Here is a 21,505-nt window from a genome sequence, read left to right on the forward strand (position 1 = left end):
GACGGCAGATACCATGGCAGTTCCGGGGATCTCTCCCCGTGGGCCGTCCACCGTCAAGGAGTGCTCTTGCCAGACGAGGCTCATCGGTCCACCGCCGCGCCGCCCGAGAAGCAGCGGCAGCCCGGCGCGGGGGACCGACCGCTGCCCGCACGGGCGGCGGAGAACGGCTCCGGACGCCGTGCCGCGCCGCCGGAAGGGCGGACGCAGCCGGCCACCTCCGCGCGCGTCGAGCCCGCCTCCGGGCACGGCGGCGGGCAGGCCGGCCGCGGTGCCTCGCCGAGCCGGGTGCGGGCCCGGCTGGCGCGCCTCGGCGTGCAGCGGCAGAGCCCGTACAACCCGGTGCTGGAGCCGCTGCTGCGGATAGTGCGCGGCAACGACCCGAAGGCCGACACCGCCACGCTGCGCCAGATAGAGCGCGCCTACCAGGTCGCCGAGCGCTGGCACCGCGGCCAGAAGCGCAAGAGCGGCGATCCCTACATCACCCACCCCCTGGCCGTCACCACGATCCTGGCCGAGCTGGGCATGGACCCGGCCACGCTGATGGCCGGGCTGCTGCACGACACGGTCGAGGACACCGAGTACGGGCTCGAGGACCTGCGCCGCGACTTCGGTGACCAGGTGACCCTGCTGGTGGACGGCGTCACCAAGCTGGACAAGGTCAAGTTCGGCGAGGCCGCGCAGGCGGAGACCGTGCGCAAGATGGTCGTCGCCATGGCCAAGGACCCCCGGGTCCTGGTGATCAAACTCGCCGACCGGCTGCACAACATGCGCACGATGCGCTACCTGCGCCGCGAGAAGCAGGAGCAGAAGGCCCGCGAGACGCTGGAGATCTACGCGCCGCTGGCCCACCGGCTGGGCATGAACACCATCAAGTGGGAGCTGGAGGACCTCGCCTTCGCGATCCTCTACCCGAAGATGTACGACGAGATCGTCCGTCTGGTCGCCGAGCGCGCCCCGAAGCGGGACGAGTACCTGGCCGTCGTCATCGACGAGGTGCAGCAGGACCTGCGCAGCGCCCGGATCAAGGCGACCGTCACCGGCCGTCCCAAGCACTACTACAGCGTGTACCAGAAGATGATCGTGCGCGGCCGCGACTTCGCCGAGATCTACGACCTGGTGGGCATCCGCGTCCTCGTCGACTCGGTCCGCGACTGCTACGCGGCGCTGGGCACCATCCACGCGCGGTGGAACCCCGTCCCCGGACGGTTCAAGGACTACATCGCGATGCCCAAGTTCAACATGTACCAGTCGCTGCACACGACGGTCATCGGCCCCGAGGGCAAGCCTGTCGAACTGCAGATCCGCACGTTCGACATGCACCGCCGCGCCGAGTACGGCATCGCAGCGCACTGGAAGTACAAGCAGGAGGCCACCGGCGCCGCCGCCCGCCAGCAGGGCTCGGGCGCCCGCAAGGGCGGCAAGTCCGAGCAGGTCAACGACATGGCCTGGCTGCGGCAGCTCATCGACTGGCAGAAAGAGACCGAGGACCCCGGCGAGTTCCTGGACGCGCTGCGCTTCGACCTCTCCCGCAACGAGGTCTTCGTCTTCACGCCCAAGGGCGACGTGATCGCCCTGCCCGCCGGGGCCACCCCCGTCGACTTCGCGTACGCGGTGCACACCGAGGTCGGGCACAAGACCATAGGAGCGCGGGTCGGCGGCCGGCTCGTACCGCTGGAATCCGCCCTCGACAACGGCGACACCGTCGAGGTCTTCACCTCCAAGGCGGCCGGCGCCGGCCCCTCCCGGGACTGGCTGAACTTCGTCAAGTCGCCCCGCGCGCGCAACAAGATCCGCGCCTGGTTCTCCAAGGAGCGCCGGGACGAGGCCATCGAGCACGGCAAGGACGCCATCGCGCGGGCGATGCGCAAGCAGAACCTGCCGATCCAGCGCATCCTCACCGGCGACTCGCTGGTCACCATCGCGCACGAGATGCGCTACCCCGACATCTCCGCGCTCTACGCGGCGATCGGCGAGGGGCACGTCTCCGCGCAGAACGTGGTGCAGAAGCTGGTCCAGGCGCTCGGCGGCGAGGAGGCGGCCACCGAGGACATCGAGGAGAGCGCCCCGCCGCTGCCCGGCACCCGCAAGCGCCGTGCGGCCAACGACCCCGGCGTGATCGTCAAGGGCGTCGACGACGTGTGGGTGAAGCTCTCCCGCTGCTGCACGCCGGTGCCCGGAGACCCGATCATCGGCTTCGTCACCCGCGGCAAGGGCGTCTCCGTGCACCGCGCCGACTGCGTCAACGTCGAGTCGCTGTCGCAGCAGCCCGAGCGGATCATCGAGGTGGAGTGGGCGCCGACGCAGTCGTCGGTCTTCCTCGTCGCCATCCAGGTGGAGGCGCTGGACCGCTCCCGGCTGCTCTCGGACGTCACCAGGGTGCTCTCCGACCAGCATGTGAACATCCTGTCCGCGGCCGTGCAGACCTCCCGTGACCGCGTCGCCACCTCGCGCTTCACCTTCGAGATGGGCGATCCGAAGCACCTGGGACACGTGCTGAAGGCGGTGCGGAAGGTGGAGGGCGTCTACGACGTGTACCGCGTCACCTCCGCCCGGAACAACTGAACGCCCCGTCGCCACCGCCCAGGTCGTACGTGAGGAGGGCCCCGCCGTCCGGCGGGGCCCTCCTCACGTACGTGCTGCTCCCCGGCCTCAGCCGCCGAACTCCCGCAGCCCCTTGAGCGCCTGGTCGAGCAGTGCTTGCCGGCCCTCCAGCTCACGGGCCAGCTTGTCCGCCTTGGCGGTATTGCCCTGCGCACGGGCCTGCTCGATCTGCCGGTGAAGCTTGTCGACGGCGTCCTGCAACTGCCCCGTGAGCCCTTCGGCGCGCGCCCGCGCCTCCGGGTTCGTACGGCGCCACTCGGCCTCCTCCGCCTCGCCGATGGAGCGCTCCACCGCGTGCATCCGGGCCTCGATCTTCGCCCGGGCGTCCCGCGGTACGTGCCCGATGGCCTCCCACCGCTCGTTGATCGAGCGGAAGGCGCTCCTGGCGGCCTTGAGGTCGGTGACCGGCAGCAGCTTCTCCGCCTCCGCGACCAACTCCTCCTTGCGCGTCAGGTTCTCGCGCTGCTCGCTGTCACGCTCGGCGAAGACCTCGCTGCGGGCCTGGAAGAAGACGTCCTGCGCGCCGCGGAAGCGGGCCCACAGGTCCTCCTCCTGGTCGCGCTGGGCGCGGCCCGCGGCCTTCCAGTCGGCCATCAACTCGCGGTAGCGGGCGGCCGTCGGCCCCCACTCACGGGAGCCGGAGAGCGCCTCCGCCTCCTCCACCAGCTTCTCCTTGCGCCGCCTGGCCTCCTCGCGCTGGGCGTCGAGCGAGGCGAAGTGCGCCTTGCGGCGCTTGGAGAACGCCGAGCGCGCGTGGCTGAAGCGGTGCCACAGCTCGTCGTCGCTCCTGCGGTCCAGCCGCGGCAGACTCTTCCAGGTCTCCACCAGCTCGCGCAGCCGCTCGCCCGCCGCGCGCCACTGCTCGCTCTGCGCCAGCTCCTCGGCCTCGGCGACCACCGCCTCCTTGGACTCACGCACCTCCTGCTGGTGCCTGGCCTTGGCCGCCTTGCGCTCCTCCTGGCGGGCTTCCACGGCCTCCACCAGCCGGTCGAGCCGCGCCGTCAGCGCCTCCAGATCGCCGACCGCATGCGCCTCCGAGACCTGCGCGCGCAGGTGCTCGATGGCGGTGGTGGCGTCCTTGGTGGACAGGTCGGTGGTCTGCACCCGGCGCTCGAGAAGGCCGATCTCCACGACCAGACCCTCGTACTTGCGCTTGAAGTAGGCGAGCGCCTCTTCCGCCGAGCCCGCCTGCCAGGAGCCGACGACTCGCTCGCCGTCGGGGGTACGCACGTACACGGTGCCCGTCTCGTCGACCCGGCCCCATGGGTCGCTGCTCACAGCGCCTCCTCACATGACGCCCCGCGGACCCGGCAGTCCGGTGGCGTCTTCCACAGTTGTCTGCGGCCGGAAAGGGGATGGGGTACCGGATCCGGCCGATCCGGCGGCGGGCGAAAGCGACTGCCGCCGGCACCCCCGCACCTGCACAACGCCAACATAGGCGAACGGCGGGCCGGCTGTCCGCATCCCGCGCGAGACCAATCCCGTAACGACGCGGCCCCGGCCGTGGCTCAGCGGTCGGTCTCCTGTTCCTTCGTGCCCTCGGTGACGGTCGCCTTGTCGATGACCACCGTCGCGTTGGGCGCGGTGTTGCCGGTCTGCGGGTCCTGCGGCTGCGCGCCGGCCTCGGCGATGGTCTTGACCGTGGCCGTGCCCTCGTCGGTGAGCCGGCCGAACGGCGTGTAGTTCGGGGGCAGCGGGCTGTCCTCGTAGACGAGGAAGAACTGGCTGCCGCCGGAGTCCTTCTGGCCGGTGTTGGCCATCGCCACGGTGCCCGCGGGGTACGTCCCTCCCTTGACCGCCTTGTCCTTGAGGTTCTCGTCCGGGATCGTGTACCCGGGGCCGCCCTGGCCGGTGCCGCCCGGGTCGCCGCACTGCAGCACGAAGATGCCGGACTCCTCGCCGGTCAGCCGGTGGCACGGGCTGTGGTCGAAGTAGCCCTCACCGGCGAGGAAGCGCATGTTGTTCACCGTGTGCGGCGCCTTGCCCGCGTCCATCTCGATGCCGATGTCGCCACAGGTGGTCGCCAGCGTCATCGTGTAGGTCGCCGATTCGTCGATGTCGAGCTTCGGCTCCTTCTTCCACGTCTTCTTCGACGGCTTGCCGTCCTCCGGCTTGCCGCACGGGTCGTGGGCCTTCTCCGGGCTCGCGCTGGGCGCCGCGGCGTCGTCCTTCTTCTTGTCGTCGTCGTCCGACCCGAAGCCGGTGACGGCCAGGACCCCGACGGCGGTGATCACCACCACCAGCGGGGCGGTGATGATCGCCGCGAGCTTCCGGTTGTGCTTTCTGCGGTCGGCGCGCCTGCGCTGCTGCCGCTCGTACTTTTCCCGGGCGAGCTGCCGCCTCCGCTGGTCCCTGCTGACCACCGCGTAATCTCCCTCGAGTCGCTGCCACACGCGTTCGTGGACCGGAATTCCGTGTGCCGTACCGTATATCGATTCGCTGCCGGATGAGGAGCGCCGGTAGTCTCGGAACGGCCGCAATTCCGGGGCCGCCGCGGGCCGCGCGGCTCCCGGCGGCGGACACATCCGACGACATCCGACAGGTGAAGGACGATCGTGCTCATTGCCGGGTTCCCCGCGGGCGCATGGGGCACCAACTGTTACCTCCTCGCCCCGGCCGCCGGGGAGGAATGCGTGATCGTGGATCCCGGGCACCGGGCGGCGGACGGCGTCGCGGAGGCCGTCGCCAAGCACCGGCTCAAGCCGGTCGCGGTCGTGCTCACCCACGGGCACCTGGACCACGTCGCCTCGGTGATCCCCGTCTGCGGCGCCCACGGCGTGCCCGCCTGGATCCACCCCGCCGACCGGTACATGCTCGCCGAGCCGGAGAAGGCCCTCGGCATGGCCGTCGGGGCGCCGCTGCTCGGCGACCTGACCGTGGGGGAGCCCGACGACGTGGCCGAGCTGGCCGACGGCGCCGAGCTGGAGCTGGCGGGGCTGAGCCTCAGCGTCGCGCACGCGCCCGGCCATACCAAGGGGTCGGTGACCTTCCGGCTGCCCGAGCAGCCGGATGTGCCGCAGGTCCTCTTCTCGGGCGACCTGCTCTTCGCCGGCTCCATCGGACGCACCGACCTGCCCGGCGGCGACGGCGCCGAGATCCTGGAGTCGCTGGCCCGCGTGTGCCTGCCGCTCGACGACTCGACCGTGGTGCTCCCCGGGCACGGCCCCCAGACGACCATCGGACGCGAGCGCGCCGGCAACCCCTTCCTGCAGGAGCTGGCCGCCGGCCGGGCGGGCGGCCCGACCGCCCCGCTCCGCCACCAACGACGAATGTGACGACACTCTCCGTGAGCACTTCACCGGCCTTCAAGGCCCCCAAGGGCACCTACGACCTGATCCCGCCGCGCTCCGCGGCCTACCTCGCCGTCCGCGAGGCGTTCGCCGCGCCCGTACGCCGCGCCGGCTACGGCTACGTCGAGACCCCCGGCTTCGAGGACGTGCGGCTCTTCGCCCGCGGCGTCGGGGAGTCCACCGACATCGTGACCAAGGAGATGTACACCCTCACCACCAAGGGCGGCGACGAGCTGGCGCTGCGCCCCGAGGGCACCGCCTCGGTGTTGCGCGCGGCGCTGGAGAGCAACCTGCACAAGCAGGGCAACCTGCCGGTCAAGCTCTGGTACTCCGGCTCGTACTACCGCTACGAGCGCCCGCAGAAGGGCCGCTACCGGCACTTCTCCCAGGTCGGTGCCGAGGCCATCGGCGCCGAGGACCCCGCGCTGGACGCCGAGTTGATCGTCCTGGCCGTCGACGGCTACCGCGCGCTGGGGCTGACGGGCTTCCGGCTGCTGCTCAACTCCCTGGGCGACCAGGAGTGCCGGCCGGTGTACCGCGCCGCGCTGCAGGATTTCCTGCGCGGCCTCGACCTCGACGAGCCGACCCGCGAGCGGATCGAGATCAACCCGCTGCGGGTGCTCGACGACAAGCGCCCGGAGGTCCGGGCCCAGCTCGACGACGCACCGCTGATGCGCGACCACCTGTGCGAGGCGTGCAAGGCGTACCACGAGCAGGTCCGCGAGCTGCTGACCGCCGCCGGCGTCGCGTACGAGGACGACCCCCGGCTGGTCCGGGGCCTCGACTACTACACGCGCACCACCTTCGAGTTCGTCCACGACGGCCTCGGCGCCCAGTCCGCCATCGGCGGCGGCGGCCGCTACGACGGGCTGTCGGAGATGATCGGCGGCCCCGCGCTGCCGTCGGTGGGCTGGGCGCTGGGCGTGGACCGCACGGTGCTGGCGCTGCAGGCCGAGGGCGTGGAGCTGGATCTGCCCGCGACCACCGACGTGTACGCCGCGGCGCTCGGGGAGCGGGCCCGCAGGACGCTCTTCGGGGTGGTCACGGAGCTGCGCCGGGCCGGGGTCGCGGCGGACTTCGCGTTCGGCGGCAAGGGGCTGAAGAACGCGATGAAGTCCGCCGACCGCTCCGGCGCCCGCTACGCGCTGGTGGCGGGGGAGCGGGACCTCGACGAGGGCGTCGTGCAGCTCAAGGACCTCGGCAGCGGCGAGCAGCGGGCGGTGGAGCTCGCGGCCGTGGTCGGCGAGCTGCGGAAGCTGCTGGCCTGACCCCTGCGGGGGGCCCGGTGACGGGTGGATTTGCGCCGGTCGAATGCACGGTCGGGCATCGTTGACCCCTGCCGGTGGATGGCCGGCGGGTCACCGGCTGATCACCGGTGCACCGGTGCCCGACCACGCCGTGTTGCGGCACAATGAAGTGCCGCCACCGACCGAGCCCACGGAAGCAGCGAGATGACCACGACCGCAACGAGAACGGCACCGTCCCCGCACGAGGACCCGCCCGATTCCGGACTGATCGGATCGAGCCGGCCGTTCGCCTGGCTGCTGATGATCGGCGGCACGCTGGGTGTGGTGGCGTCCGCGGTGATCACGCACGACAAGATGAAGCTGCTGGAGGACCCGAACTACGTCTCGGCCTGCAGCCTGAACCCCGTCCTGTCGTGCAACAACATCATGAAGAGCTGGCAGGCGTCGGTGTTCGGGTTCCCGAACCCGTTCGTCGGCTGGATCGCCTTCCCGATGCTCGTCGTGATCGGCGCCGGCCTGCTGGCCGGCGCGGGGCACCGCCGCTGGTGGTGGACCGGACTGTGGGCGGGCTCTCTCTTCGGGGTCGGCTTCGTCACCTTCCTCCAGTACTCCTCGCTGTACGAGATCGGCTCGCTGTGCCTGTGGTGCTCGCTGGTCTGGGCGGTGACGATCCTGATCTTCTGGTACACCACCGTGCACAACCTGAAGACCGGCGTCTTCCCGGTCTCCGCGCGGGTCCGCGAGACGGTGCTGGAGTTCAACTGGGTGGTGCCCGTCCTCTGGTACGGGGTCCTGCTCATCCTGATCGGCATCCGCTGGTGGTCGTACTGGAAGACGCTCCTCTGAGCGCTGTCGGTCCCGTGGCATAGGGTCGGGAGCGTGGAGCCCGACCTGTTCACCGCCGCGGCGGAGGAGCGCCAGGAGAAGGACCCCGGCAGCTCCCCGCTCGCCGTCCGGATGCGCCCGCGCAGCCTCGACGAGGTCGTGGGGCAGCAGCACCTCCTCAAGCCCGGCGCACCGCTGCGCCGGCTCGTCGGCGAGGGCGCGGGAGGGCCGGCGGGCCCGGCGTCCGTGCTGCTGTGGGGCCCGCCCGGTACCGGCAAGACCACCTTGGCGTACGTGGTCAGCCAGGCCACCCGCAAGCGCTTCGTGGAGTTGTCCGCGATCACGGCCGGCGTCAAGGAGGTTCGCGCGGTCATCGAGGGTGCCCGCCGGGCGGCCGGGGGGTACGGCAAGGAGACCGTCCTCTTCCTCGACGAGATCCACCGCTTCAGCAAGGCCCAGCAGGACTCGCTGCTGCCCGCGGTGGAGAACCGCTGGGTGACGCTGATCGCGGCCACCACGGAGAATCCGTACTTCTCGGTCATCTCCCCGCTGCTCTCCCGCTCGCTGCTGCTCACGCTGGAGCCTCTGACCGACGACGATGTGCGCGGGCTGCTGCGCCGCGCGGTCGGCGCCGAGCGCGGCCTCGGCGGCGCGGTGACGCTGCCGGAGGAGTCCGAGGAGCACCTGCTGCGCATCGCCGGCGGCGACGCGCGCCGGGCGCTGACGGCGCTGGAGGCGGCGGCCGGGGCGGCGCTGGCGCAGGGCGGGACGGAGGTGTCGCTGCCGACGCTGGAGGCGGCGGTGGACCGCGCCGCCGTGGCGTACGACCGGGACGGCGACCAGCACTACGACGTGGCCAGCGCCCTCATCAAGTCGGTGCGCGGCTCGGACGTGGACGCGGCACTGCACTATCTGGCGCGCATGATCGAGGCGGGTGAGGACCCGCGGTTCATCGCCCGGCGCCTGATGATCTCCGCCAGCGAGGACATCGGTCTCGCCGACTCCTCCGCGCTGCAGACGGCGGTCGCGGCGGCCCAGGCGGTCGCCATGATCGGCTTTCCGGAGGCGGCGCTGACGCTGGCGCACGCCACGGTGGCGCTTGCGCTGGCCCCGAAGTCCAACGCGGTCACGAAGGCCGTCGGGGCCGCGATGGACGACGTACGGGCCGGGAAGGCGGGTCCGGTGCCCGCGCATCTGCGGGACGGGCACTACAAGGGCGCGGAGAAGCTGGGGCACGCGCAGGGCTACGTGTACCCGCACGACGTCCCCGGCGCCATCGCCGCACAGCAGTACGCGCCGGACGCTCTCGCCGGCCGGCGGTACTACGAGCCGACGCGGTACGGCGCGGAGGCGCGGTACGCCGAGGTGGTCGAGCGGGTGCGCGAGCGGCTGGCGGGCGGAGGGCAGGACGGCCCGGGCCGGGGAGACGCGCGCGACTGACCGGCCCGGTGACGCGGATCACGGTGCCCGCCGCCCGGGAATGCCCGGAATCGCGGGCGCGTTTTTCGCAGTGGGCATGAGGAAGGGCTGACATCGATTAAGGTAAGCCTTGCCTAAGTTTTCCGAAGAGGACGGAACGACGTGAACCAGCCGCGCCCCAAGGTCCGCAAGTCACGGGCCCTCGGCATCCCGCTCACCCCGAAGGCCGCCAGGTACTTCGAGGCCCGCCCCTACCCGCCCGGCATGCACGGCCGCGGGCGCAAGCAGGCCAGCGACTACAAGGTGCGGCTGCTGGAGAAGCAGCGGCTGCGCGCTCAGTACGACATCAGCGAGCGCCAGCTCGTCCGGGCGTACGAGCGGGCCAGCAAGGTGCAGGGCAAGACCGGCGAGGCGCTGATCGCCGAGCTGGAGCGCAGGCTGGACGCGCTGGTCCTGCGGGCGGGCCTGGCCAGGACGGTCTACCAGTCCCGGCAGATGGTCGTGCACGGTCACATCGAGGTCAACGGCCGCAAGGTCGACAAGCCGTCCTTCCGGGTCCGTCCCGGTGACGTGGTGACGGTCCGCGAGCGCAGCCGCGGGAAGTACCCCTTCCAGGTCGCGCGCGAGGGCGGCTACGCCACCGACGGCGAGACCCCCCGCTACCTGGAGGTCAACCTGCCGGCGCTCGCCTTCCGGCTGGACCGGGAGCCCCACCGCCGCGAGGTCCCCGTCCTCTGCGACGAGCAACTGGTCGTGGAGTACTACGCCCGCTGACGCCTCCCGCTCCCGGCGGACGTACCGAACGTGCGCGGAAGTATGCGCAGCGTACGATCCGCTCACGCAACTCTCCTGCGCACGGGGGTTAATCCGGTACGGCGCCGTCAGTCCGGCGCGATAGGGTCGGAGCCTGCCCTGGCAGCGCAACACCCCGTCGTACTCGCCCGGCGAGCAGCCCTGAAGGAGCGGTGCATCGTGTCCGGTGGAGAGGTGGCCGGCATCCTCGTGGCCGTCTTCTGGGCCATCCTGGTCTCGTTCCTGGCCGTGGCGCTCTTCCGGCTGGCTCAGACGCTCCGCGCCGCGGGCGAGTTGGTCACGCGCGTCACCGAGGAGGCCGTCCCGCTCCTCGCCGAGGCCGGCGCCACCGTGCGCTCGGCGAACACCCAGCTCGCCCGGGTCGATGCCATCGCCTCCGACGTCCAGGAGGTCACGGCCAACGCCTCGGCCCTGTCCTCCACCGTCTCCACCGCCTTCGGCGGCCCCCTGGTGAAGGTGGCCGCGTTCGGGTACGGGGTGCGCCGTGCGCTCGGCCGGAACCGCGGCGCGGCCGGGGACGGCGGCGAGGTGATCGCCGGCGGCCCGGTGGGCGGGTCCGCCGCGCGGGCCCGGGTGCCCGCCGCCCGCCGGGGCTTTTCCGCCAGGCGCAGAAAGGGCTGAGCAGCATGTTCCGTCGGACCTTCTGGTTCACGACCGGTGCGGCCACCGGCGTCTGGGCCACCCTCAGGGCACAGCGCGCGATGCGCCGCGTCTCGCCGGAGAGCATCGCCGCCACGGCAGCCAACCGCGCCGTCGACACCGGCCGCCGCGCCCTGCTCTTCGCCCAGGACGTACGCGCCGCGATGGCCGAGCGCGAGGACCAGCTCAACGACGCCCTCGGGCTCAGCCCCCGCAGCCGCCCCGCCGAACTGCCGGGCAGGCGCGCGAAGGCACAGCTCGAACGGAAGGCCGCGCGGCGCGGCGCGGCCGGCCGGAACCCGTATCACCGTAATCGCCACCTGAAAGAGGACCACTGATGGAGTCGGCCGAAATCCGCCGCCGCTGGCTGCGCTTCTTCGAAGAGCGTGGGCACACCGTCGTGCCGTCGGCGTCGCTGATCGCCGACGACCCCACGCTGCTCCTCATCAACGCGGGCATGGTCCCCTTCAAGCCGTACTTCCTCGGCGAGGCCGCCCCGCCGTACAAGCGCGCCACCAGCGTGCAGAAGTGCATCCGCACCCCGGACATCGACGAGGTCGGCAAGACCACCCGGCACGGCACGTTCTTCCAGATGTGCGGCAACTTCTCCTTCGGGGACTACTTCAAGGAGGGCGCCGCCACCCTTGCCTGGGAGCTGCTCACCAGCTCCCAGGACGCCGGGGGGTACGGTCTGGACCCCGAGCGCCTGTGGATCACGGTCTACGAGGACGACGACGAGGCCGAGCGCATCTGGCGCGACGTGGTCGGCGTGCCCCCGGAGCGCATCCAGCGCCTGGGCAAGGAGGAGAACTACTGGGACATGGGCGTGCCCGGTCCCTGCGGCCCGTGCTCCGAGGTCAACTACGACCGCGGCCCCGAGTTCGGCGAGGCGGGCGGCCCCGCCGTCAACGACGAGCGCTACGTGGAGATCTGGAACCTGGTCTTCATGCAGTACGTGCGCGGCCCCGGCAGGGGCAAGGACTACCCCATCCTGGGGGACCTCCCCCAGCAGAACATCGACACCGGCCTCGGACTCGAACGGCTGGCGATGATCCTGCAGGGCGTGCACAACATGTACGAGATCGACACCTCGCGCGCCGTCATCGACAAGGCCGAGGAGCTGACCGGCGTCCGCTACGGTGCCGCCGACCACTCGGACGTGTCGCTGCGCGTCGTCTCCGACCACATGCGCGCCTCCGTCATGCTCATCGGCGACGGCGTCACCCCCGGCAACGAGGGCCGGGGCTACGTGCTGCGCCGCATCATGCGCCGCGCCGTACGCAACATGAAGCTGCTCGGCGCGGACCGCCCCGTGGTCGGCGACCTGGTCGACGTCGTCATCGCCACCATGGGCGAGCAGTACCCGGAGCTGGTCGCCGACCGCAAGCGCATCGAGTCCGTCGCACTCGCCGAGGAGGCCCGTTTCCTCAAGACCCTCAAGGCCGGCACCAACGTGCTGGACACCGCGGTCTCCGAGGCCAGGGCCGCCGGCTCGGGCGTGCTCCCCGGCGACAAGGCGTTCCTGCTTCACGACACCTGGGGCTTCCCCATCGACCTCACCCTGGAGATGGCCGGCGAACAGGGCCTGACGGTCGACGAGGACGGCTTCCGGCGGCTCATGAAGGAGCAGCGGGACCGGGCCAAGGCGGATGCCGCCGCCAAGAAGACCGGCCACGCCGACCTGTCGGCGTACCGCGAGGTCGCCGACTCCGCCGGCGCCACCGAGTTCACCGGCTACACCCACACCGCCACCGAGTCCACGGTCGTCGGCCTGCTCGTCGGCGGCGTGGCCTCACCCGCCGCCACCGAGGGCGACGAGGTCGAGGTCATCCTCGACCGCACCCCTTTCTACGCGGAGGGCGGCGGCCAGCTCGCCGACACCGGACGGATCCGGCTCGGCTCCGGCGCCGTGGTCGAGGTGCGCGACGTGCAGCAACCGGTGCCCGGGGTCAGCGTGCACAAGGGCGTCGTCCAGGTCGGCGAGGTCACCGTCGGCGAACCGGCCCAGGCCGCCATCGACGTGGGCCGGCGCCGCGCCATCGCCCGCGCCCACAGCGCCACCCACCTCACCCACCAGGCGCTGCGCGACGCCCTCGGCCCGACCGCCGCCCAGGCCGGCTCCGAAAACGCCCCGGGCCGCTTCCGCTTCGACTTCGGTGCGCCCGCCGCCGTGCCCGGCGGCGTCCTCGGCGACGTCGAGCAGAAGATCAACGAGGTGCTGGCCCGGGAACTCGACGTGAACGCCGAAGTCATGTCGATGGAGGAGGCCAAGAAGCAGGGCGCGCTGGCCGAGTTCGGCGAGAAGTACGGCGACCGGGTGCGCGTCGTCACCATCGGCGACTTCTCCAAGGAACTGTGCGGCGGCACGCACGTGCACAACACCGCCCAGCTCGGCCTGGTCAAGCTGCTCGGTGAGTCCTCCATCGGCGCCGGCGTGCGCCGGGTCGAGGCCCTGGTCGGCGTGGACGCGTACAACTATCTCGCCCGCGAGCACACCGTGGTCCACCAGCTCACCGAGCTGCTGAAGGGCCGCCCGGAGGAACTGCCCGAGCGGATCTCCGGCATGCTCGCCCGGCTGAAGGACGCGGAGAAGGAGATCGAGAAGTTCCGCGCCGAGAAGGTGCTGCAGGCCGCCGCCGGCCTCGCCGAGTCCGCCAGGGACGTGCACGGCGTCGCGCTCGTCGCCGCCCGGGTGCCGGACGGCACCGCCGCCGAGGACCTGCGCAAGCTCGTCCTGGACGTACGCGGCCGCATTCCCGGCGACCGGCCCGCCGTCGTGGCGCTGTTCTCCGTCGCGGGTTCCCGGCCGGTCACCGTGATCGCCACCAACGAGGCCGCCCGCGAGCGCGGTCTGAAGGCCGGCGACCTGGTGCGTACGGCGGCCAGGACGCTCGGCGGCGGCGGCGGTGGCAAGCCCGACATCGCCCAGGGCGGCGGGCAGGACCCGCAGGCCGTCGGCGACGCGGTGGCCGCGGTGGAGCGGGGCGTCGCGGAGGCCGCCGGCTGATGCGGAACAGCCGCCGGAGGATCCGGTGATCCGCCGCGGGCGCCGGCTCGCGGTGGACGTCGGCGACGTCCGGATCGGGGTCGCGTCCTGCGACCCCGACGGGATCCTCGCCACGCCCGTGGAGACCGTGCCCGGCCGGGACCTGCCGGCGGCGTACCGCAGGCTGGCCGCCCTCACCGAGGAGTACGAGCCGCTGGAGGTGCTCGTCGGCCTGCCGCGCTCGCTGCACGGCGGCGAAGGCCCGGCGGCGGCCAAGGTCCGCGCCTTCGCCGAGAAGCTGGCGCGGCGCGTCCAACCCGTTCCCGTGCGGCTCGTGGACGAACGCATGTCCACGGTGACGGCCTCCCAGAACCTCCGTGCGGCCGGCAGATCGAGTCGCAAGGGCCGATCGGTCGTCGACCAGGTGGCGGCCGTCGTCATCCTCCAGAGCGCGCTGGAAGCCGAACGGGCGTCGGGGGTCGCGCCGGGTGAGAGCGTCGAAGCGGGCCCGTGATCGCGATACGGTAACGTTCCGCGCGGACACGGCACCCGTCGTATAAAAGCACCGGCGGCCACGCGGCATAGGGGACTGATGACTGACTACGGCCAAAACCCCGGCTCCCAACCCTGGCAGCCCGACGACGGCCATGACGGCGGGCAGCAGGACTGGTCGGGCGGCCAGCCCGGCGCGGGCTACCAGCACTACGGGGGACACCAGCCGCAGCAGCACTACCCGCACCAGCAGCAGTCCTCCTGGGACTCGGGCCAGCATCCGCAGTACCCCGGCGGCTGGGACACCACCGGCGGCGGGATGCCGCTGGCCGACCCCTACGCGGCCCCCGCGCCGCAGCCCGACTACTACGGCACGCCGGACGCCTACCCCCCGCCGCACCCGCACCCGCGCCGCCCGCAGCCGCACCAGCAGCAGCCGGGCCACCAGCAGCCGCAGCAGCCGCACCCGCAGCAGGGGCCCGGACACCGGCAGCCGGCGCACCAGCAGCCCTCCCACCCGGCCCAGGGCCGCCGCCTTCCCGACGGCCGCGAGGACTGGGATCCCGCCTCCCGCCCGCCCGAGCGCGACGACCATCCCTTCTTCGACGATGGCGGCGGAGGCGACGACGACTTCGACGACGACCCCCGCGAGAGCCGCCGCAGCGGTGGCCGCAGCGCCGGCCGCGACCGGCGCGGCGCCAAGCGCCGCAACGGCTGCGCCTGCCTCGTCATCGCCCTCGTGCTGGCCGGCGGCCTCGGCGGCCTCGGCTACGTCGGCTACAACTTCTGGAACGACCGCTTCGGCGCCGCCCCCGACTACGCGGGCGAGGGCCAGGGCTCGGTGACCGTGGAGATCCCCGAGGGCGCGACCATCACGCAGATGGGGAACATCCTCAAGGACAAGGGCGTGGTCAAGAGCGTCCAGGCGTTCGTCGACGCCGCCGGCGACGAGATGCTCCACCCCGGCGCGTACACGCTGCACAAGGCCATGTCCGGCGAGGCCGCCGTCGAGATGATGCTGAGTCCGGAGGCCGCCAACCAGCTCGTCGTCCCCGAGGGCCGGCGCGCCACCGCCGTCTACGCGATGATCGACGAGCACCTGGGGCTCAAGGAGGACACCACCGCCAAGATCGCCGAAAAGGGCGACCTCGGCCTGCCCGGCTGGGCGGAGGGCAACCCCGAGGGCTTCCTGTGGCCTTCCAGTTACTCCGCCGCCGAGGGCACCGACCCCAAGAAGCTGCTGCGCGAGATGGTCGCGCGTGCCAAGGGCACGTACACGGAGCTGGGTCTGGAGGGCAAGGCGGAGAAGGCGGGCCGGACCCCGTACGAGATCCTCACCATCGCCAGCCTCATCGAGGCGGAGGGGCAGTCGAAGGAGGAGTTCGGCAAGGTCTCGCGGGTCATCTACAACCGCATGAAGCCGGACAACACCGCGACCAACGGCATGCTGCAGTTCGACTCCACCATCAACTACGCCAAGGGCGAGTCGAACCTCGACATCTCCAACCAGGACACGCAGTTCGACTCCCCGTACAACACCTACCTCCACGCCGGCCTGCCGCCCGGGCCCATCGACAACCCCAGCGAGCGGGCCATCGAGGCGGCCCTCGACCCGACCCCCGGCGACTGGCTGTACTTCGTCACCGTCAAGCCGGACGACACGCGTTTCACCGCCAGCAAGGAAGAGCACGACCGCAACGTCGAGGAGTTCAACGAGAACCAGCGCAAGAAGGAGGACGAGTGAGGGACCAGCCCCGGCGCGCGGCCGTGCTCGGCTCGCCCATCAGCCACTCGCTCTCTCCGGTGCTGCACCGCGCCGCGTACGGCGAGCTGGGCCTGGCCAACTGGACCTACGGCCGCTACGACGTGGACGAGCAGCGGCTCTCCGGCTTCCTCGACAGCCTGGAGCCGGGGGAGTGGGCCGGGCTCTCGCTGACCATGCCGCTCAAGCGCGCGGTGATCCCGCTGCTCGACGAGGTCAGCGCCACGGCCGGCTCCGTCGAGTCGGTCAACACCGTCGTGCTGCACGACGATGGCAGCCGCTTCGGTGACAACACCGACATCCCGGGCATGATCGCGGCGCTGCGCGAGCGCGGCATCGAGAAGGTCGAGCGCGCCGCCGTGCTCGGCGCCGGCGCCACCGCTTCCTCCGCGCTCGCCGCCCTCGCCACCGTCTGCACGGGGGAGGTCACGGCGTACGTCCGCTCCGCCGCCCGCGCGACGGAGATGGAGCAGTGGGGCGAGCGCCTCGGCGTTCCGGTGCGCTGCACGGACTGGTCCGGGGCCGCGTCCGCCTTCGACGCGCCCCTGGTCGTCGCCACCACCCCGGCCGGCGCCACCGACGACCTCGCCAGCGGGGTGCCGGAGCGCCCCGGCGCACTCTTCGACGTGCTGTACGAGCCGTGGCCCACCCCGCTTTCCGGCGCGTGGGCCGCGCAAGGCGGCACAGTCGTCGGAGGTCTCGACCTGCTGGTGCACCAGGCGGTGCTGCAGGTGGAGCAGATGACGGGCGTCGCCCCGGCCCCTCTGGCGGCCATGCGCGAGGCCGGCGAGGCCGCGCTCCGCGCCCGCACCGCCTGAGTCCGGCGGCGCCGCGGGACTCTCCGCCAAGGGCGCAGGAATCTGTCTGTCCAACCGTCCATTCCGCGGACCCGGACCGGTGCGGGGCCCGGACCGTGCGAGGATCGGGGCGAGGACTTCGCATTCGTAAGGGAGCACCGTTGAGCAGGTTGCGCTGGCTCACCGCAGGGGAATCGCACGGCCCGGCACTCGTCGCGACGCTGGAGGGTCTTCCCGCGGGAGTGCCCGTCACCACCGACCTGGTCGCCGACCACCTCGCCCGCCGCCGACTGGGCCACGGCCGCGGGGCGCGGATGAAGTTCGAGCGCGACGAGGTCACCTTCATCGGCGGCGTACGCCACGGGCTCACCCTCGGCTCCCCGGTCGCGGTCATGATCGGGAACACCGAGTGGCCCAAGTGGGAGAAGGTCATGGCCGCCGACCCGGTGGACCCGGCCGAGCTGGCGGGCGTCGCCCGCAACGCCCCGCTGACCCGTCCCCGCCCGGGCCACGCCGATCTCGCCGGGATGCAGAAGTACGGCTTCGACGAGGCCCGCCCGGTGCTGGAGCGCGCCTCCGCCCGCGAGACAGCGGCGCGGGTCGCGCTGGGTGCCGTGGCCCGCTCGTACCTGACGGAGACCGCCGGCATCGAGGTCGTCTCACACGTCGTGGAGCTGGGGCGCGCGAAGGCCCCGTACGGCAGCATTCCCGCGCCGGGCGACGTGGCGCGGCTCGATGCCGACCCCGTGCGCTGCCTGGACGCGGACGCGAGCAAGGCGATGGTCGCCGAGATCGACCAGGCCCACCAGGACGGCGACACCCTCGGCGGCGTCGTCGAGGTCGTCGCCTACGGCGTGCCGGTCGGTCTCGGCTCGCACGTGCACTGGGACCGCCGGCTGGACTCCCGGCTGGCCGGGGCGCTCATGGGCATCCAGGCCATCAAGGGCGTCGAGCTGGGCGACGGCTTCGCGCTGGCCCGCGTGCCCGGCTCACAGGCCCACGACGAGATCGTCGGCACCGAGGACGGCATCCGCCGCTCCTCCGGCCGCTCCGGCGGCACCGAGGGCGGGCTGAGCACCGGCGAGCGGCTGCGGGTGCGCGCCGCGATGAAGCCCATCGCCACGGTGCCGCGCGCGCTGGCCACCGTGGACGTCGCCACCGGCGAGGCCACCAGGGCGCACCACCAGCGCTCCGATGTCTGCGCGGTGCCCGCCGCGGGCATCGTCGCGGAGGCGATGGTGGCGCTGGTGCTGGCCGACGCGGTGGCCGAGAAGTTCGGCGGCGACAGCGTCGCCGAGACCGCCCGCAACGTCCGTGGCTACCTGGAGAACCTGGCGATCCGATGACCGGCAGCACCGAGGGCCGCGAGCGCCCCGACACCGCAGACGGCGCAGCCACGGCGGCGCGCACGGACGGCCCCGCCGTCGTGCTCGTCGGCCCGCCCGGCGCCGGCAAGTCCACCGTCGGGGCCGTGCTCGCCGCCCGCCTCGGCACCACCGTCCGCGACACCGACGAGGACATCGAGAAGGCCGCGGGCAAGCCCATCGCCGAGATCTTCTTCGACGACGGCGAGCCCGCCTTCCGGGCCCTGGAGCGCGCCGCCGTGCGTGCCGCGCTCGCCGAGCATCCCGGGGTGCTGGCCCTCGGCGGCGGCGCCGTCATGGACCCCGGCACCCGCGAGCTGCTGGCGGCGCACCGGGTCGTCTTCCTCGACGTCGAGCTGGCCGACGCCGTCAAGCGCGTCGGCCTCGACGCCCCCCGCCCGCTGCTCGTCGTCAACCCGCGGCAGCAGTGGCGCACCCTGATGGAGGAGCGCCGCCCGCACTACACCGAGGTCGCCCGCGCGACGGTCACCACCGCCGGCCGCACGCCGGACGAGGTCGCCGCTCTCGTACTCGCAGCATTGGAGAACCACCCCGCATGACAGCGAGCGCCGAAGAGGCCGAGGTCACCCGTATCCCCGTCGGCGGCACCGCCGGTACGGACTCCTACGAGGCCGTCGTCGGCCGGCAGTTGCTCGGCGAGCTGCCGCGGCTGATCGGGCCGGGGGCCAAGCGGGTCGCCGTCATCGTGCCGGAGGCACTGGCCGAGACCGGCGAGGCGCTCCGCGCGGACCTGGCCGGCCAGGAGTACGAGGCCGTCGTCATCCAGGTGCCGAACGCCGAGGAGGCGAAGACCGCCGAGGTCGCCGCGTACTGCTGGCGGGCTCTGGGCCAGTCCGGGTTCACCCGCAGCGACGCCGTCGTCGGCGTCGGCGGCGGAGCCACGACGGACCTCGCCGGGTTCGTGGCCGCGACCTGGCTGCGCGGGGTGCGCTGGGTCGCCGTGCCGACGACCGTGCTCGGCATGGTGGACGCGGCGGTCGGCGGCAAGACCGGCATCAACACCGCGGAGGGCAAGAACCTCGTCGGCGCGTTCCATCCGCCGGCGGGGGTGCTGTGCGACCTCGCCGCGCTGGACTCCCTCGGCGTCCACGACTACGTCTCCGGTCTCGCCGAGGTCATCAAGGCCGGCTTCATCGCCGACCCGGCGATCCTGGAGCTGATCGAGGCCGACCCCGAGGGCGCCCGCAGCCCCGCGGGGCCGCACACCGCGGAGCTGGTCGAGCGCGCGATCCGGGTCAAGGCGGAGGTGGTCTCGGCGGACCTGAAGGAGTCCGGCCTGAGGGAGATCCTCAACTACGGGCACACTCTCGGCCACGCCATCGAGAAGAACGAGCGCTACACGTGGCGGCACGGCGCGGCCGTCTCCGTCGGCATGGTCTTCGCCGCCGAGCTGGGGCGGATCGCCGGCCGCCTCGACGATGCCACCGCCGACCGGCACCGTGCGGTGCTGCGCGCCGTCGGGCTGCCCGTGACCTACCGCGGCGACCAGTGGCCCAAGCTGCTGCAGACGATGAAGGTGGACAAGAAGACCCGCGGCGACCTGCTGCGCTTCATCGTCCTCGACGGGCCGGCCAAACCGGCTGTGCTGGAGGGGCCCGACCCGGCCATGCTGCTCGCCGCGCACGCCGAGATCGCGGCCGGTCACGAGGAGGCCGCCGGATGACGCGCGTACTGGTGCTCAACGGGCCGAACCTCGGCCGGCTCGGCTCCCGCGAGCCGGACGTCTACGGCGCCACGTCCTACGCCGGGCTCGTCGAGCAGTGCACCGCACTCGGCAAGGAGCTGGGCTTCGAGGTCGAGGTGCGGGAGACCAACGACGAGGCCGAGATGATCCGCTGGCTGCACGAGGCCGCGGACGGCCGGCTGCCCGTGGTGATCAACCCGGGGGCGTTCACGCATTATTCGTACGGGATGCGGGACGCGGCGGCACAGCGCACGGCCCCGCTGATCGAGGTGCACATCTCCAACCCGCACGCCCGTGAAGAGTTCCGGCACACCTCGGTGATCGCCGCGGTGGCCTCCGGCACCGTCGCGGGCTTCGGTATCGGCTCGTACCGGCTGGCGCTGCGCGCCCTCGTGGAGGATCTGGCCGCATCCTGACCCGCTGATCTCCCTCACCGGCCGGGGGCGCCGCGTACCGCCGCCACAGTTCCGGATCCTCTCCTCGGTACGTAGGCGTAACCCCGGCGCCCCTTCCGCGGAGGGAAGAGGGACCGCACAGTCTCCGTCCGAAACACCGGGACAGTGGGACCAGGCCCTCCTGGGCCCGCGCGGGGCTCCTGGCAGGATCGTTCCCACTATGGCGGGTCGTACGGGTACCGTGCGGGCTAAGACAGCCGCGGACCGCGGTACGGCCATGACCAGCCGGGTGTCGGGACGTGACGGGTCACAGAGCGAGGGTGCACGGGATGCAGCACGCAGTGGGGGTACCGCAGCCGCCCCAGGGCAGACCTGGGCCGGGCGGCCCGCCGCCGGCGGCCGGGCCGCATGACGCGGTGGAGACGACCGGCCATCTGAAGCTCCCGGTCGGCGGTCCCGTGATCCTGCCCAGCCCGCCGCCCGCACCCATGCCGCACGGAGCACCCCCGCCGACGGTGGCGGTGCTCCTCATCGGCCCGGCCGGGGCCGGCAAGACCACCGTGGCGCGGCACTGGGCGGACACCCGCCGCGCGCCGACCGCGCACATCAGCCTCGACGACGTCCGCGAGTGGGTGCGCGCCGGCTTCGCCGACCCGCAGGCGGGGTGGACGGACCACTCCGAGGCGCAGTACCGGCTGGCCCGCCGCACCTGCGGCTTCGCCGCCCGCAACTATCTGGCCAACGGCATCTCCTGCATCCTCGATGACGCTGTCTTCCCCGACCGCCCCGTGGTCGGCCTCGGGGGCTGGAAACGGCACGTCGGCCCCGGGCTGCTGCCCGTGGTGCTGCTGCCCGGGCTGGAGTCCGTCCTCGCCCGCAACGCCGCGCGCACCGGCAACCGGCGGCTCGCGGACGAGGAGGTCGCCCGCATCCACGGCCGGATGGCCGGCTGGTACGGCTCGGGCCTGCCGATCATCGACAACTCGCGCCACGACGTGCCCGCGACCGCCCGGATGCTCGACGACGTCGTCGGGCGCAGCCTGGCGAGTCCGCCGGCCTGGTAGCCCGCCGGCCGCGCACGGCCGGCTCCGTCCCCGGTACGCCAGCCGCGCACGCCGGGGGCACGTGCCCGTACGGACGCGCTCGGGCGGCCCGGTGCACCGGTCAGCC

19 protein-coding genes are annotated in these 21,505 nt (G+C 72.6%); 17 read left to right on the top strand and 2 right to left on the bottom strand.

All coding sequences use genetic code 11. The annotated features are described in order from the left end of the window. Positions 1-66: 66 nt before the first annotated feature. Positions 67-2,562, top strand: a complete 2,496-nt coding sequence (locus I003_RS0100405) for a RelA/SpoT family protein (RefSeq protein WP_027769651.1) — start codon at positions 67-69, stop codon at positions 2,560-2,562. 87 nt (positions 2,563-2,649) lie between these two features. Here I003_RS0100405 and I003_RS0100410 read toward each other — a convergent pair whose 3' ends face one another. Then, complete coding sequence (locus tag I003_RS0100410; RefSeq protein ID WP_027769652.1) at positions 2,650-3,879, bottom strand: DUF349 domain-containing protein; 1,230 nt, start codon at positions 3,877-3,879, stop codon at positions 2,650-2,652. 230 nt (positions 3,880-4,109) lie between these two features. Beyond that, positions 4,110-4,964 carry a peptidylprolyl isomerase gene (locus I003_RS0100415; RefSeq protein WP_027769653.1) on the bottom strand — a complete coding sequence of 285 codons (855 nt, stop codon included), beginning with the start codon at positions 4,962-4,964 and terminating at the stop codon, positions 4,110-4,112. 192 nt (positions 4,965-5,156) lie between these two features. On the opposite strand from I003_RS0100415, the gene I003_RS0100420 reads away from it, so the two are divergent. From I003_RS0100420 to I003_RS0100495, 16 genes are all read left to right on the top strand, one after another. Further along, the gene (locus I003_RS0100420; RefSeq protein ID WP_027769654.1) at positions 5,157-5,876 is read left to right on the top strand and encodes an MBL fold metallo-hydrolase; all 720 of its coding nucleotides are present in this window, start codon (positions 5,157-5,159) and stop codon (positions 5,874-5,876) included. Further along, positions 5,873-7,159, top strand: coding sequence for a histidine--tRNA ligase (hisS, locus tag I003_RS0100425; RefSeq protein ID WP_027769655.1), 1,287 nt, complete (start codon positions 5,873-5,875; stop codon positions 7,157-7,159). The genes I003_RS0100420 and hisS overlap by 4 nt, the downstream gene beginning before the upstream one ends. A gap of 183 nt (positions 7,160-7,342) precedes the next feature. Beyond that, positions 7,343-7,984: a vitamin K epoxide reductase family protein gene (locus I003_RS0100430; RefSeq protein WP_027769656.1), complete on the top strand. Its 642-nt coding sequence runs from the start codon at positions 7,343-7,345 to the stop codon at positions 7,982-7,984. Between the two features lie 33 nt (positions 7,985-8,017). Then, positions 8,018-9,403 (top strand): replication-associated recombination protein A, encoded by a 1,386-nt coding sequence (locus I003_RS0100435; protein ID WP_027769657.1) that lies wholly within the window; start codon positions 8,018-8,020, stop codon positions 9,401-9,403. Positions 9,404-9,544: 141 nt separating this feature from the next. Further along, positions 9,545-10,156, top strand: coding sequence for a 30S ribosomal protein S4 (gene rpsD / locus I003_RS0100440; protein ID WP_027769658.1), 612 nt, complete (start codon positions 9,545-9,547; stop codon positions 10,154-10,156). 198 nt (positions 10,157-10,354) lie between these two features. Next, positions 10,355-10,816 (top strand): DUF948 domain-containing protein, encoded by a 462-nt coding sequence (locus I003_RS0100445; RefSeq protein WP_199784218.1) that lies wholly within the window; start codon positions 10,355-10,357, stop codon positions 10,814-10,816. Positions 10,817-10,821: 5 nt separating this feature from the next. After that, entirely contained in the window at positions 10,822-11,172 is a 351-nt protein-coding gene (locus tag I003_RS0100450; RefSeq protein WP_027769660.1) for a DUF6167 family protein, read from the top strand. Continuing rightward, positions 11,172-13,841 carry an alanine--tRNA ligase gene (alaS, locus tag I003_RS0100455; RefSeq protein WP_027769661.1) on the top strand — a complete coding sequence of 890 codons (2,670 nt, stop codon included), beginning with the start codon at positions 11,172-11,174 and terminating at the stop codon, positions 13,839-13,841. The genes I003_RS0100450 and alaS overlap by 1 nt, the downstream gene beginning before the upstream one ends. A 28-nt stretch (positions 13,842-13,869) precedes the next feature. Next, positions 13,870-14,334 carry a Holliday junction resolvase RuvX gene (gene ruvX / locus I003_RS0100460; RefSeq protein ID WP_027769662.1) on the top strand — a complete coding sequence of 155 codons (465 nt, stop codon included), beginning with the start codon at positions 13,870-13,872 and terminating at the stop codon, positions 14,332-14,334. 78 nt (positions 14,335-14,412) lie between these two features. Next, positions 14,413-16,056: an endolytic transglycosylase MltG gene (mltG, locus tag I003_RS0100465; protein WP_027769663.1), complete on the top strand. Its 1,644-nt coding sequence runs from the start codon at positions 14,413-14,415 to the stop codon at positions 16,054-16,056. Continuing rightward, the gene (locus I003_RS0100470; protein WP_027769664.1) at positions 16,053-16,892 is read left to right on the top strand and encodes a shikimate dehydrogenase; all 840 of its coding nucleotides are present in this window, start codon (positions 16,053-16,055) and stop codon (positions 16,890-16,892) included. The genes mltG and I003_RS0100470 overlap by 4 nt, the downstream gene beginning before the upstream one ends. Before the next feature lie 140 nt (positions 16,893-17,032). After that, a complete protein-coding gene (aroC, locus tag I003_RS0100475) occupies positions 17,033-18,217 on the top strand; it encodes a chorismate synthase (protein ID WP_027769665.1) in 1,185 nt (394 codons plus the stop codon). Then, the gene (locus I003_RS0100480) at positions 18,214-18,795 is read left to right on the top strand and encodes a shikimate kinase (protein ID WP_027769666.1); all 582 of its coding nucleotides are present in this window, start codon (positions 18,214-18,216) and stop codon (positions 18,793-18,795) included. The genes aroC and I003_RS0100480 overlap by 4 nt, the downstream gene beginning before the upstream one ends. Beyond that, positions 18,792-19,919, top strand: a complete 1,128-nt coding sequence (aroB, locus tag I003_RS0100485) for a 3-dehydroquinate synthase (protein ID WP_027769667.1) — start codon at positions 18,792-18,794, stop codon at positions 19,917-19,919. The genes I003_RS0100480 and aroB overlap by 4 nt, the downstream gene beginning before the upstream one ends. Continuing rightward, complete coding sequence (gene aroQ, locus I003_RS0100490) at positions 19,916-20,356, top strand: type II 3-dehydroquinate dehydratase (protein ID WP_027769668.1); 441 nt, start codon at positions 19,916-19,918, stop codon at positions 20,354-20,356. The genes aroB and aroQ overlap by 4 nt, the downstream gene beginning before the upstream one ends. A gap of 308 nt (positions 20,357-20,664) precedes the next feature. Beyond that, positions 20,665-21,399 carry an AAA family ATPase gene (locus I003_RS0100495; RefSeq protein ID WP_078563630.1) on the top strand — a complete coding sequence of 245 codons (735 nt, stop codon included), beginning with the start codon at positions 20,665-20,667 and terminating at the stop codon, positions 21,397-21,399. Positions 21,400-21,505: the final 106 nt, after the last annotated feature.

Source organism: Streptomyces sp. CNQ329, from assembly GCF_000482585.1.